Source organism: Haloferax sp. Atlit-109R (assembly GCF_003665865.1).
GTDB classification, from domain to species: Archaea; Halobacteriota; Halobacteria; order Halobacteriales; family Haloferacaceae; genus Haloferax; species Haloferax volcanii.
In genome coordinates, this window is sequence record NZ_QPLO01000002.1 from 845118 (window position 1) to 857951 (window position 12834).

Here is a 12834-nt window from a genome sequence, read left to right on the forward strand (position 1 = left end):
AGCGATTTACACGCACGTCTGCAATTACCGATAATGGGTAGCTACGCAACACCACCGAATTGGACTGATGAGTCGTCGGACGACGACCAACCTCGGCCACGACTCGGAGATCTGCTTTCGGGCCGACTTGCGGACGTAGACGTTGACTCGGTCGAAGCAGTACGTGATGAACGAAAGAGAGAATGAAGGTCTTCGTCGATACAAACGTCTTCATCGCTAGTTTGACTGATGAACCTGGTCGCGGTGAGATTGCGACACAGTTACTCAACGAAGACCACGAGTTCTGTACCTCTATTCTAAATCTCATGGAGATTCGGTCAGTGATGACGAAGAAAAAGCGCGTTGAGCAAGACCGAGTCGAGGCGGTGTTATCGGATATCTACAGTAGCGTAGATATTTACGCGCCCGAAATCAGCGACCAAATTGCAGCATACGAATTACAGCGAGACAATCTCCTCTATACAATGGATTGTGTGCTGCTCGCATTAGCGAACGACGTTGATGCGACCATGGTTACCTTCGACGGAGAGCTGCTTGATCACGGTGGTGTTGCACCCGAAGAACTAATCGATTGAGCTGTACGGACGAATTCCTATTTCTACCTCTATCACTGTTGTCAGATATCGCGTGCTGAACTTAGAGGGTGAGTTCAGCAACCGGTATCGTTTATTTGACTCCCTCAGTGGTGGAACAACCCTTGGGTAGGAACCCTGAACGGGACAGTCTGATCAATGTCTGTACAATGATTGGTCAATTCAGAAGAATTATTACCACTACCTCGGCCGAAGGTTATCTCAGGGGGTACTCATCAAAATGCTCGACTACTTACCGCACGTTGTTGACGTTGCGCTCAGTTCTGAGCTAGGCGCTATGACCTTAGAACTAGCCAGCGTTGGTGTCGTCTTCACTATACATACCATCGAGACCAGCAAGGTCAAGTGACCGACTCGCGCGCTGTATTCAGCACGGCCGCTGCAAGCTGTTAGTAGCTGAGGATTTCAACAGAGCCGAGTAGTATTGATTGGCCATTCTCTGGCAACGACGACTGCCTGCCGTAATAGCCAACTACGAGCCGCGAGTGGACCCGCTCACGATGTCGGTCGAATCGTACGGTCCCACTCGTCCAGACCCGCTGACTCGATTCATGGCCGCCTGCCAGGGTGCTGGGATTGCCTCCATCGCATCTCCAACGGTCGGAAGTGCGTCAATCCTCGTCGTGAGTGCCGTCACCCACTGGACGCCGAGTGAACTCCTGCATTGGAGTGGACAAACGCTGTTGTTACTGTTCGTGTGTGCAATCGCCGTCGGCTTTGTCGCAGGGTCGTACTGGCCGGTGGTTGATGGCCTCCCACAGAAACGCGAACACGAACTGTACTGGGTTCGAAAGCGATTCACGATGTGTCTCTTTGGCGGGCTGGCGTGTTACGGCGTGTTCTCGCTCATGTTCGTCGTGACGGTCACAGACCTGCTGCAGAATATGGTCGGCCTTGGCGCGGCGATTCTCGTGTGTACCTATTTGTATGCATACTCCACGGACCGACGTGGGGTCAGAAAGTAGGCCGTGTGCATAGCCAAAGTCACGCGTCAAGACGCCATAGTGAAGTACCACAGGGACAAGCCCGAGGCACTCTGCGTTGATACATAGTGCGATCGCATACCCGCGTGTTTTCTGTAGACGTATTGCTTAGGGATGAACGAGGTCGACTGACCAAATCGGATATACTCATTCCCACTCTTTGTAGGAGTATAGCCATGGTTGACTCGGAAGACGACCCCAAAGAAATTCTCGCCCGCATGGAGCAACTTATTGAGGAAACGTCTTCAAAGCGAGAAGAGACGACGCCGCGTATCGAAAAGGCCGACCCAATTGCCCAGAAGCACAGAGATGCGGTTCGAAAGGGTGCGGAGAAACACTGCGATAAGTGACGCTGGTGGACCGTATGCTCGGGTAGCGATCGACCAAGGTGTGAATACTGTGTTGACGATTGATGATCTGAGGTCAATCTCTCACCCAACGAATTTACCGAACTGAACCGGTTTCTTGGAAACTGACTCCCAGATGAACCGTCTTTGACCACCTCGAAAATCAAACGCAAAACCCCCCAGCCGAACCACCGAACCCCTTCGTCAGTCGAGATACGGCTCACAAACCCGCTCGACACCTTCTTCGAACGAAACCTCGGGCTCCCACCCTGTCGCCTCGTGTATCTTCGAGTAGTCGGCCTTCGTGTCGTGGACGGACACTTCGACGGAAGGAACCACCGACACGGAATTGACTCGGCGCTCCAACACGACCGAAAGGTTCACCCTACTGGGTAAGGAATTCTTACGTAGGCCCCAACATGAGCACAGATGATCCCGAGGTGACCACGGTAACGTCGAAAGGACAGATCACGATTCCAAGCCGTCTCCGCAAGCAGTTCGGTCTCGAAAAGGGGACGAAACTGATGGTCGTTCCGACCGACTTTGGACTCGTACTGAAGAAAATCGAGTTGCCGTCAGTCACGGAGTTCCAGCGGCGTGTTGAAAAGCGTGCCAGCGAAGACGAACTCTCGATGGACGAGATCAACCAACTCGTACATGATGCCCGAACTGACGAATGAAGGCCGTCCTCGATACGAACGTTCTGATTTCGAGCGTTATCGCGACCGGCGTTCCTCACGACATCGTTGTCAAAGGATTCGAAGGCGAATACGAACTCGTCGTTTCGGTTGACACACTCACCGAGTTCCGAGAGACGCTCCTCAAGTACCCAGACCGATTTCACCTAAATGAAGACGAGGTACAACAAGAAGTCGAAACCATCCGGTACTTTGCCGAGTTTGTTGACCCCCAAGAAGAGATTCGTGCAGTTGCAGACGATCCAGACGACGACAAATTTCTCGAGGCTGCTGTCGCTGGAAACGTCGACTACGTCGTCTCAGGTGATAACCACCTTCTGACACTCGATTCGTTCAGAGGGATTTCGATTGTTGACCCACGCACGTTCTACGAACACCTCGAAGCGTCATCAACCCACGACTGAAGTCGTGGGCTTGTCCGTGGACTCCCGGTCTGCCTCCGACGTGGAGTAGGCGGTGTACTCGCCGTTCCCGTTCAGCGTCCCAGACTTGAGGGCGAGATGACCGTCGCCCAACCCATCGGGACGTTTGCCCGATGGTAAAGTTAGCAACTTGAAACCGATGTTCTTGCTCGCGTTGTAGTCACCGTCAACCGAGTACCCACAGTCGTTACACTCGAACCAACCGTCCGAGTTACGGTTCGTGCTGGACTGATGCCCGCACCGAGAACAGGTTTGACTCGTAAACGCGGGCGGTATATCCTCAACGCGGATACCGTACTCGGCGGCCTTGTACGCGAGCATCTCTTGGAGTTCGCGGAACGCCCAGTTGTGCATCTGACGCTTCACTTGGTCGTTCCCGTTGTTCATCCGCTCGCGGATATGGGTCAGGCGTTCGACGGCGATGTACGAGCAGCCGTGGACGTCGGCTTCCTCCACGATGCGTCGAGAAATCGTGTGCAGGCGGTTCAGCACGAAGCGGTTTTCTCGCCCCGACAATTGCCGGAGTGCCTGCTTGGCGGAGCGAGTGCCTTTGTGCTGAAGGCTTCGACGCACGCGGAAGTAGTGGTTCTGACCCCATAACAGTTCGCCACCATCGTAGAACGACCCCGTGCTGGTCACGGCGACGTTCTTCAGGTTCAAGTCCACGCCCAGTATCTTGTCACCGTCGCGTTCTTCTACCTCTTTCTTGATGACGATATGGAGGTAGAACGCGTCGTCGTCTTCGCGGTAGTGGAGCGTCCCCATCCGCCTCTCGTAGTCGTCATCATCGAGGTAGGACTTCTGGTAGTCCCCGAGTACATACTCAACGGCGACTCTGCCGTTGATGGTGGAGAGGGTGGCCGACCTGTCTTTGATGGTCAACGTCCGTTTGTCGTAGACGGCGGACGGCTCGTTGAATCGCGGGAGTGGTCGGCTGTTGCCCTTCTTCCAGTCGGCAACGGTGGACTTCATCGCTTCGACGGCTTTCGAGTACGCCCGAATACAGAGGTTCGCGGGGAGGTCTGTCTCGTCTCGCAAGTCGTGGTACACTTCGTCGTGTATCTTCGACTTGTTGAGGATGAGGTAGCCGTCGTCGTTCCTACCGTTCTGGACGGTGTAGTTGCAGGCGTGGTTGAACTGCTCGATGGTCTGATGGAGGTCGTCCACTCGGTCGTCGGGAACCGAGAGTTTGACCGGAACGGTTCGCTTAACCTCCATCTGTAACTTCACATACGGAGTGGTGTTTTATAATTTCTACGACCGGTGTGGGGGAGTCAGACTGCTATTGCTCGTGGTTGGTGGAGTGGTTTGTCGGATTCCTCCCACGGCTGAAGCCGTGGGCTTCCTCCTTGCATCTCTGTGAACCAAAACGCCCGGTTGAAACACAACCGCGAGTGTCGTCGTCAGTCGAGATACGGCTCACAAACCCGCTCGACACCCTCCTCGAACGAAACCTCGGGCTCCCACCCGGTCGCCTCGTGCATCTTCGAGTAGTCGGCTTTCGTGTCGTGGACGTACACCTCGAACGGATTCTCCACGTACTCAGGCTCCACATCTGTCCCGAGCACCTCGTTGATCATCTCGACCATCTCGTTGAACGAGTAGCTCTCGGCAGTCCCGAGATTGTAGATGCCCTGCAGACGCTCCTCTGCGGCGAGTTCGACCCCCGAACGATATCATCCACGTGGGTGAAGTCACGCGTCTGCGAGCCGTCGCCGAACAGCTCCGGCGACTCGCCGTTGGCGATTTTGTCGGTGAACTGCGCGACCGTATTCGCGAACTCGCCTTTGTGTTCCTCTGCGCCACCGAAGCCCTGGTACACCGAGAAGAAACGCATCCCCGCGAGCTGCATGTCATAGTGATGGTGGAAGTACTCCGCGTAGCGCTCACGGCCGAGTTTCGACGCTTCGTAGCCCGTCCGCGACTCGACCGGCATATCCTCGGGCGACGGTTCCGTCCGCGACCCGTAAATCGAAGAGGTCGTCGCGTACACGACGGTATCACAGCCGTCCTTTCGCGCCTGCTCGACTGTATTGACGAAGCCTTCGATGTTCACGCGCGAGCGCCCTTCGTCGGGTTCTCCTCGTGCATCTTGTACGACGACAGCGCCGCGAGGTGGAACACCACGTCGACGCCCTCGGTCGGGAGGTCGTCGTCGAGCACACTCATGTCGTGGAACTCCACAGAACTGTGTGACCCAGACAGCGGGTGGTAATCGTTCACCAGACGAGAGACGACCACGGTTTACCAGCTGGAACCAATTGGAACTAATTATCTCATAGATACTTTTCCAGTCCCGCCGACTGACTCGGTTCCATGTAACACTACACCCGCCGGAACACCCTCCATGCGTGCGGCATTGTCGCTCTCAGTTCTCTCGCTTGGTGTTCGGCCCTCCCAACGGACGCTTCGGACGCAGAGCGGCCGACCTACGAGCGGCTCGACGTGACGCCGGTGTACGTCGCCGATGGACTGGACCTCTCAATCCCTGCAGACATCGAGACGGTGAGCGAATCCCACAGCCGACCTGCTCGTTCTCCCCGATGAGACGGACACTGACGCCGAGCAGGCGGTCGAGTGGCTGGTCGATGACCGAGTGCTTGCACTCTTTGGAGAAAATGCTGAAACAACGTGGCTGTCGTGGGTTCGGAGCGACGCGTTCAACGACGTGTTCGACACGCAGGGGTACAGCGAGAGCGAACCAGACCCAACACTCGTCGTCGGTGCGAAAATCGGCCTCGATACGACGACGTCTCGGTACTCGTGGGGCGATGAATTTGAATGACAGTACGAGCTGCCGTATCTCACAGACACGTGAGCGAAGTGGTCGAGAAGGCAGAGGCCCTCGGTACCGATGGCGTCATCCAGACCCAGTAAACTCGCTCCAAATTTGACTAAGTGGCCCAGATCGCGCCACTATCTAAATCAGCTTAAGACCGGTTTGAGTAAGTCGGTACAACCGATGTCTCAGTCATCATCGAAAACGTCGTCGACAACTGATGTGCGTTCAGAACGACTGCCTGTTCACTCGACGACGGTCGTCTGTGGTTTGAAGTCGGTCGGCCGCTGTGTCTTGGCCCACCGTCGATAGCCCCAGAAGACGACGAGTGCCACCGGCAAGACGAGGAGCGTCAGGTCCTCGACTGGCGCACCCGTCTCGCTGACGACGAACAGCGGGTTGAGGTCGAACGTTCCGTGGAACAAGCCCACGAGCACAAGATTCCGAGTGAGTTCGTAGGTCACACCGAGCAGCAGCGCGTACACGGTCGTAAGCACAGGTGGGCGTTCCACCGCTTGTTCGAGTACGTCACGTACAAAGCCGAGTCTGCAGGACTTGTGGTGAAGCAGATTAATCCAACGTACACGAGCCAACGTTGCTCAAAGTGTGGGTTCACCCACGAGGATAACCGGCCACACACCAACGGTCAAGACGAAGTTGGTTGTCTGAAGTGTGGATACGATGTTCACGCAGATTACAACGCGGCGAAGAATATCGGCTTGAAGTATCTCCGCGACCAGCAAAAGTCTGGACGTGGAGGCGCACCCGTAGGCGTGCGCTTGAACAGCGGGATGTTGAACGTGAATGGCGAATATTCGCCTACTGCTCTCAGCAGTTAGAACGGGAGTCCACGCTGAATGCCACGCTCTTCGGGGCGTGGGAGCTTACTTCGATCACGGTGTGGGTCCCCCTCCGTGACACCGTCGTAGTCGAATGCCTTCGACTTCCCACGACGTGACGAGAACACTTGCAAACCGGTGTGAGAGAGGACATAAAGAGACAGAACACGGAACACATTGGAGGGTGGTCTTTGTATGCATCGTCAGGAGCTACAGTCACAGGCGTTCTTGCATGGCCAGCGATACGCTCTTCGTTGGTCCTGTTGTGTGTGCTGTTCTACGACTTCAGGCGTCACAACGCCGTCACTCACCAGTCTGTCACTCGGTACGAGGGGTGTGGGTTACCACGTTTGAATACGGTATCCCCGTGACCACAACCGAGACGCCGAGTCCACGACCGACTGTTCACTCGCGACCGACGCTATTGAGCGCGCTGTTCAGTTCAAAGAGTTCTCGGACGACGGTGCTGTCTGTGACCCGGTACCGGCGCGGTGACGTGTCCGGTACTTCTTCGATGAGTTCAACCTCAATCAAGAGGTCCGTGTAATTGCCGACAGTCTGGCGTGTGACGCCGGCGTGGTCTGCGAACTCTGTTTTGTTGAACTCACGGTTTGGCGGAAGATCGAGCAATGCGTCTACGAGAATCGGGATGGCGTCGTGTTGCGTGAGATAGAGCCATCCACTCGGGTGCTCCTTTCGGAGTTCCTTTTTGTCTCCTCGATCAGCCGCGTGCTCTATACTGCTCATACAGAGATTCACCCATTCTGCGTGTATAAACGTTTCCACTAGTGTTAACGGCCATTAACAGTATTTATATGCGGCCGACTTGATTCTTCGATCATGGAGAAGCCGTCGGTGAAATGCGCCCTCTTAGCAACAATGATCGCGAAACACAAGTGGGGGACACCGATTACCGAAGAAGACCTCCTCAGCCTCTCGGCTATCGGCAATGACTACCCAGTCGCACGTGAGGTCTACGCCGATCTTCGGAGCGAGCCCTATATCACTCACCGTGGAAATCGTGGTATCGAACTCGACAAAAGTAATTTCGACAAGCTTGCTGATGTCCTTTACCATGAATGTCGCTGGGAAACGTGGGAGATTGAGACTCGTCTGAAACACTACGAAGGGATCAAAGATCACGACTGGGGGTGAGCCGACTGTAGAATCTCGAAAGTTAGATATTCACGCCTGCCCCCTGGGAACGGGATTGAGGAAGGGTCTGCACGGGACTCTTCACCGTCCGAACGCTTATCGTCTGAGATTGATTCGAGTTCAGTATGGCAAGTGCGACCCGGGACGGTGACCCCAACGGAGTTGAGTTCGTCCGCGAAGATGATGGGAGCATCACCGCCTACGACACCGAGACCAATCTCGCACGTGATGGCGACACCCGGGCGGAAGCACTCTCGCAACTTGCGGAGGTTCTTGTTCTCCACGAGGGAGGTGGTGAACCCCTCACCGACGATGACCTCGAAGAACTTGGCCTCAACTCCGATGAGTTCGAGAACCGCGGCCTGCCCGACTTCACGCAATAACGCGGCGTACTCAGGGTGCTCGATGAGTCCCTTGTTGCCTTTGAGCAGATGACGCAGACAGGATGATGCGGCTGTCTCCCACCCCTCGAACCGAGTGATAGACTGACGAATACAGGCGTCTCCCGCCAGACAACTGCATCGCATCGAACGAGTATCCATGCACCCAAATCTTGCTCATCACCATGCGAAACCCCCTATTACAGGCCTTAGACGACTGAGAACACGAGAACGTTTGCCAATCCCTCTCAGACCTCGGTGAGGCCGAGACTGTATTCGAGTGCGGTATCGACCTCGTCCATCCGCTCTTGCGGAATCGAGCCGATGTTCTCGGTGATACGGTGCTCTACGGAGACGGTTCGAACCTGGCTACAGAGCGCGACAGAATCCTCTCGAAGCGCACACTCTTCGGCTGGGACGAGCACTTCGAACGGGTAGAGCTGCTCTCCGAATGAGGTAGTGAACGGAACAACGATCGTTGTCGGTGCGTTTGCATTCCCGACGTTATTCTGCACGACAAGACACGGACGCGTTCCCCGTTGTTCGGATCCCTGCGTCGGATTGAGTTCAACAATAACGACGTCTCCTCGACGGACAGACGTGGCCATTCGCTACCACTCTGGGGCATCGCCCAGGTGTTCATCAGCCTCCGTCGAGACACCCTCCAGTTCGTTAGCGAGTTCGCGGGTCCGTTGGGCACGCTGGCGGTACCCTGCGGCCAACTCTTCACGAGTGATTGACCGCTCGATAACGAGCTTGCCCGCCTCTTCGTGGATCACGACGTCATCTCCTCCCTTTATTCCGAAGCGTTCGCGGAGCTCTTTGGGGATCGTTACCTGGCCCCGCTCCCCGACTTTCCGGCGTTCACCCTTACTCATACATATTCGTATCATATTCATACTGATAAGCGCTTCGGGCGGAAGGCAGTCAGTACGGACCGATGTGGGAATCTGTCGAAAGGGCTCTGTTGAAATCCTCAGAAAATAATATATTCTGACCCAGTCGTGGTCAATACAGGAGTTACACCGAGCAGGGGGGAGTTGCGACTGAAAGACGTATTCAGAGTTGGCAGGGTCGCCCGAGTTCTCGTTCGTACTGCGATTTAATTTGCTCGAACAAGTCTTGGCCGACTTCTGTCTGGAAACGAGGCGCGGCGGTAGCAAAGAACTCGTCCAGATTCTTGAACTCGGTAAAATGGTCGTTCGCTTCAGCGTCGTCGTACCGACCTTGGCGCTCGTACTTGAGCGCCTGGAGACAGTTATCGATTAGATCCATGTCCTTGACGAACTGTGCCGTCGGGGTGTCACGAGCTTCGTACTCTTCCCAAAGCGACAGCAGTTCGGTGTCCGCGAACGGTCCGACGAGATCGGTTACTGCGCTCCGTTCAGCCGACTCCTTCTCGGACGTGGGGATGGTCTGGCGTCCGTCTTCCGCGCGGGTTGCGATATCACCCGCTCGAGCTTCACCGAGGTCGTGAATGAGTGCCATCGTCACTGCTTTCTGAGGGTCAACGTCTTCCTGCTCGGCATAGAGCAGACAAAGCGACGCTGTCCCCCATGTGTGGGCTGCGACCGATTCAGGCGAGTCGATATTCCGAAGCACCCATCCTGTCCGAAGTTCGTCCTTCAACTCGAACCATTCAAGCAAGGAGTCGAGTTCGTTGGTCATCATATCGTGGATAAGGGAAGTGGCCAGTTCAACTCATCGAGACTAGTCCGCCGGGTTGCCGACATTCAATCTGAAGTTGCGGGTTTCCGTCTTGAAGACCAATCAATTAGTCACTTGCCGACGAGATAGTCTGCGCCGTCCTCCTGCTCGAATTCGTATTCCGACGGAAAAACCAGATCTGTTGACGCCCAGATATCGTTGATTCGCTTCTCGATACTCTCAAGAACCATCCGAAGCACGTCATTCGGATCATCTGGATAGACTGCATCAATCACACGCTCTTCTCCTGGCTGGGGTGGTATGTGGTAGTGGTCGCGTGTGTTGTGTATTCGCCTTTCGCTCTCGAAAGAAGACACACCGCACACCGAGTGAGCAATGCAGCGACAGTACTGGCAGGGGCCCACCACATTGAGTGGCAGTGAACGCACGTTCGGCCACTCACGCACAAACAGCAGGATCGTTCGTGGTGTGACCTTGGGTTGAAATCTGCAGTAAACTCCTCGTATACAAGACAGTCGTGAAATGATGAACTACCATTGAAATCTAGATAATTAACAGATAATAGCACACAAACCACACATTCAGCAATCAAAAGAACTTAATTATCGCCTGAAAGTTGAATGTATAGGAATTGTAGCTCCCCGGCACAATTCACAAGCAACCCACATGTCGAACGAAAAAGACAGCCCAACCAATACAGTAGTCAATCCAGTTCACGATTCAATTCGAGTTGTTTCGTCCGGCCGTATCCTCGCGATAACTGCCCTCATTGGACTCGCCGTCCTCACACAGCCTGTTGCAGCTCAAGATGGAGTCATCTGCAGTACAAGCAAACTGCCGCAGATGCTCGAAGGCTTCTTCCAATTAACCACGGCGCTCGGACTGATCGGTCTCATCGTTGTCTGGCAAGGCGATTCGCTCTTCCAGATGTTTACGACGAATCACGAGCAGAAAGCCAAACTGAAAGAACACATGCGGGTGGCGCTGAAGTCTGCGGTCACCCTGCTCGTACTCGGTCCCCTCTACACCGTTGCGGGGTCGTTGATGGGACTGCCACTTGCGCAGTGTGTTGATCTCGCCCCCTGGTAGGCTGGTCGAGAGACTCACATCACATTGCCTTCCCGTATGCGCACTCCCGCGTGGTCTGTCGTCTTCGTTTGCCTCCTTCTCACGAGTGGTCTCGCCAGTCTCGTCACAGCCACGCCACCACGCTCGGGGACAGAAGACAATGGCTTGACCGAAAACGAGACCGCAACCTTGTGGTCTCGTGACGCAGATGCGTACCTAAACGAGACGGCGTATCGCCAGCGCTACGGCGAAAGCCGAACCCCGATCCAACAACTCGCCAATGGGACAGACATCACGTTCACCCGCCCACCGGCGACCGCGGCAACATGGACACGCAATGACTTCCGTGACCTGAGCGCAGGCAATTCACAGACATCGCTGTATCCCGACCACGCGTCTCTCACAAGTGGACGCTTCATCGACGATGCACACGCGACAGTCTTCGCCGTCCATCCATCGACGCGAGGCCATCTCGAAGCAGGTGACACGCCACTGTACGTCGCACCCAATGGGAGCGTTCGTGGATTTGTCGATTACCGTGTTCGGATTCCAGATGGCCATCACTCCAATCGGTCGTCTATCACGTGGGCACTCGTCGACGACGAGATCTCAGCGGTCCGCCTAAAGTCTGATGACGACGTTATCGTCCGCACAGGAGGGAGCCATACACCACTCCTTGCGTACCAACTCGACGAGACGTGGCGTACGACGCTCACCCTCGAAGCCGACATTCACGTCCGACTCAAGCAGACGACAACAACCACAATCGGGAATCGCACCCAGACGGACGTCACGTATCGAACCGAGACGATCACCGTCGCGGATTCACTCGATGTCGAGGTGTACAACCTCCACGCGTCTGCCTACGACGCGGCGTATCCCAATGGCGACACCGGGGTTGCGATCTTCCAGTCTCGGCCGTGGCAAGGCTACACGCTCACCGAGGATGGCGATTCACGCGTTCGCGGTGTCTGGCGGTTCTACACGGCTCGTGACCCTCGCTGGGACCGGCTCACCCAAGCAACGGCGACAGCCGAGACCGAGATTCACTCCGAGGCACTTCCGGTGTACGTTCATGCCTACCCATCACGCATCGGGCCGCGAGCCGAACCAATTCGTGATGGCCCGACGATACTCGACTCGTGGGGGAGAGAACGTACCTCACCACACGCGACACTCCCAGAGACGGTTTCTGTCGAGGTCGTAGACCGAGCGTATACGCCCACCTACGGACTTGCAGTCCGCACAGACAACCTCGACCGTGATGCACTCAGTGTGAGCGGTATCGTCCGCGGCGTCGACGCGACACCCATCACGTCAACGGTGAGCAGTGGGCCTGATCGCGAACTTCGCGAGAGTCGACTCACCGCCGAAGTGGTCTCGCAGACGAACGAGCAGGCGACTGTCCACATCGAACTTCGCGATACCGCGACTGGCTCTCCGATCGACCTCACTGCCGACGAACGCCACGTCTCGCTCAATGGCGAATCCGGTGGAGGGTATATCGCCATCGCCGACCAGCGTGTTCGGACGAACGAGTCCGGCGTCGCGGTCGTCACTATCGACCAACCCGGGGTCTACACGGCACGCTATCATCCGGGAACGTGGCTGGTCGCAACACCAGCCTATGTTTCGGACACGGCGACTGTCCGATGGCATCCACTCGGAACCCTCGATGGGTGGGTTGGGTTACTCATTGAGGTTGGCTGGCAATTCATTCCATTTGTTGTAGTGTTCTATGCAGGGAGGCAGATTCTCCGATTTTTCGGGCCACGCGATGATTCTGAACGATATCCATGACACACGATCAATCAAATTTCGATAGACGGACCGTTCTCCGAACAGCAGCAGGGCTCTCACTCGCTGGCATTGCTGGCTGTCTCACCGGCAGTCGCTCCAGTG

At 55.7% G+C, this 12834-nt stretch carries 17 protein-coding genes and 3 pseudogenes; 11 read left to right on the forward strand and 9 right to left on the reverse strand.

The features are described from left to right. Positions 1–182 precede the first annotated feature (182 nt). From DVK03_RS12815 to DVK03_RS20090, 3 genes are all read left to right on the forward strand, one after another. Complete coding sequence (locus tag DVK03_RS12815) at positions 183–575, forward strand: putative toxin-antitoxin system toxin component, PIN family (protein ID WP_004062835.1); 393 nt, start codon at positions 183–185, stop codon at positions 573–575. Positions 576–1144: 569 nt separating this feature from the next. Continuing rightward, positions 1145–1558, forward strand: a complete 414-nt coding sequence (locus DVK03_RS12820) for a hypothetical protein (RefSeq protein WP_004062836.1) — start codon at positions 1145–1147, stop codon at positions 1556–1558. Between the two features lie 194 nt (positions 1559–1752). Further along, complete coding sequence (locus DVK03_RS20090; protein WP_158547224.1) at positions 1753–1926, forward strand: transcriptional regulator; 174 nt, start codon at positions 1753–1755, stop codon at positions 1924–1926. Positions 1927–2127: 201 nt separating this feature from the next. Here the strand turns inward: DVK03_RS20090 and DVK03_RS12830 are convergent. After that, a pseudogene (locus tag DVK03_RS12830) lies at positions 2128–2247 on the reverse strand (UDP-glucose 4-epimerase); the annotation flags it as partial. Positions 2248–2342: 95 nt separating this feature from the next. On the opposite strand from DVK03_RS12830, the gene DVK03_RS12835 reads away from it, so the two are divergent. Both DVK03_RS12835 and DVK03_RS12840 read left to right on the forward strand, forming a co-directional pair. After that, complete coding sequence (locus DVK03_RS12835; protein ID WP_004062838.1) at positions 2343–2603, forward strand: AbrB/MazE/SpoVT family DNA-binding domain-containing protein; 261 nt, start codon at positions 2343–2345, stop codon at positions 2601–2603. Beyond that, positions 2600–3025 carry a putative toxin-antitoxin system toxin component, PIN family gene (locus DVK03_RS12840; RefSeq protein WP_004062839.1) on the forward strand — a complete coding sequence of 142 codons (426 nt, stop codon included), beginning with the start codon at positions 2600–2602 and terminating at the stop codon, positions 3023–3025. The genes DVK03_RS12835 and DVK03_RS12840 overlap by 4 nt, the downstream gene beginning before the upstream one ends. On the opposite strand, the gene DVK03_RS12845 is transcribed toward DVK03_RS12840, so the two are convergent. Together DVK03_RS12845 and DVK03_RS12850 are read right to left on the reverse strand one after the other, a co-directional pair. Next, a complete protein-coding gene (locus DVK03_RS12845) occupies positions 3011–4261 on the reverse strand; it encodes an RNA-guided endonuclease TnpB family protein (RefSeq protein ID WP_115803138.1) in 1251 nt (416 codons plus the stop codon). The genes DVK03_RS12840 and DVK03_RS12845 overlap by 15 nt on opposite strands. A 185-nt stretch (positions 4262–4446) precedes the next feature. Next, positions 4447–5230: pseudogene (locus DVK03_RS12850) on the reverse strand (NAD-dependent epimerase/dehydratase family protein); the annotation flags it as partial. A 409-nt stretch (positions 5231–5639) separates the two neighbouring features. On the opposite strand from DVK03_RS12850, the gene DVK03_RS20250 reads away from it, so the two are divergent. Further along, positions 5640–5828 (forward strand): hypothetical protein, encoded by a 189-nt coding sequence (locus tag DVK03_RS20250; RefSeq protein ID WP_233509310.1) that lies wholly within the window; start codon positions 5640–5642, stop codon positions 5826–5828. 239 nt (positions 5829–6067) lie between these two features. On the opposite strand, the gene DVK03_RS12860 is transcribed toward DVK03_RS20250, so the two are convergent. Further along, the gene (locus DVK03_RS12860) at positions 6068–6319 is read right to left on the reverse strand and encodes a hypothetical protein (RefSeq protein ID WP_233564213.1); all 252 of its coding nucleotides are present in this window, start codon (positions 6317–6319) and stop codon (positions 6068–6070) included. Between DVK03_RS12860 and DVK03_RS12865 the strand changes: the two are divergent. After that, positions 6317–6661: pseudogene (locus tag DVK03_RS12865) on the forward strand (zinc ribbon domain-containing protein); the annotation flags it as partial. The gene DVK03_RS12860 and the pseudogene DVK03_RS12865 overlap by 3 nt on opposite strands. A gap of 405 nt (positions 6662–7066) precedes the next feature. Here the strand turns inward: DVK03_RS12865 and DVK03_RS12870 are convergent. Next, the gene (locus tag DVK03_RS12870) at positions 7067–7408 is read right to left on the reverse strand and encodes a hypothetical protein (protein ID WP_004062843.1); all 342 of its coding nucleotides are present in this window, start codon (positions 7406–7408) and stop codon (positions 7067–7069) included. 93 nt (positions 7409–7501) lie between these two features. On the opposite strand from DVK03_RS12870, the gene DVK03_RS12875 reads away from it, so the two are divergent. Together DVK03_RS12875 and DVK03_RS12880 are read left to right on the forward strand one after the other, a co-directional pair. Further along, the gene (locus tag DVK03_RS12875; RefSeq protein ID WP_049916507.1) at positions 7502–7816 is read left to right on the forward strand and encodes a hypothetical protein; all 315 of its coding nucleotides are present in this window, start codon (positions 7502–7504) and stop codon (positions 7814–7816) included. 125 nt (positions 7817–7941) lie between these two features. Further along, the gene (locus DVK03_RS12880) at positions 7942–8199 is read left to right on the forward strand and encodes a hypothetical protein (protein ID WP_004062845.1); all 258 of its coding nucleotides are present in this window, start codon (positions 7942–7944) and stop codon (positions 8197–8199) included. Between the two features lie 245 nt (positions 8200–8444). On the opposite strand, the gene DVK03_RS12885 is transcribed toward DVK03_RS12880, so the two are convergent. From DVK03_RS12885 to DVK03_RS12900, 4 genes are all read right to left on the reverse strand, one after another. Next, positions 8445–8804, reverse strand: a complete 360-nt coding sequence (locus tag DVK03_RS12885; RefSeq protein WP_115803140.1) for a type II toxin-antitoxin system PemK/MazF family toxin — start codon at positions 8802–8804, stop codon at positions 8445–8447. A 3-nt stretch (positions 8805–8807) separates the two neighbouring features. Continuing rightward, a complete protein-coding gene (locus tag DVK03_RS12890; protein WP_006601197.1) occupies positions 8808–9074 on the reverse strand; it encodes an AbrB/MazE/SpoVT family DNA-binding domain-containing protein in 267 nt (88 codons plus the stop codon). 181 nt (positions 9075–9255) lie between these two features. Next, positions 9256–9867: an HD family hydrolase gene (locus DVK03_RS12895; protein WP_004062848.1), complete on the reverse strand. Its 612-nt coding sequence runs from the start codon at positions 9865–9867 to the stop codon at positions 9256–9258. Positions 9868–9974: 107 nt separating this feature from the next. Beyond that, positions 9975–10139 carry a hypothetical protein gene (locus DVK03_RS12900; protein WP_233521786.1) on the reverse strand — a complete coding sequence of 55 codons (165 nt, stop codon included), beginning with the start codon at positions 10137–10139 and terminating at the stop codon, positions 9975–9977. Between the two features lie 391 nt (positions 10140–10530). Between DVK03_RS12900 and DVK03_RS20255 the strand changes: the two genes are divergently transcribed. Next, entirely contained in the window at positions 10531–10953 is a 423-nt protein-coding gene (locus DVK03_RS20255) for a hypothetical protein (protein ID WP_233521787.1), read from the forward strand. 36 nt (positions 10954–10989) lie between these two features. Beyond that, entirely contained in the window at positions 10990–12732 is a 1743-nt protein-coding gene (locus DVK03_RS12910; RefSeq protein ID WP_188423223.1) for a hypothetical protein, read from the forward strand. Positions 12733–12834 lie beyond the last annotated feature (102 nt).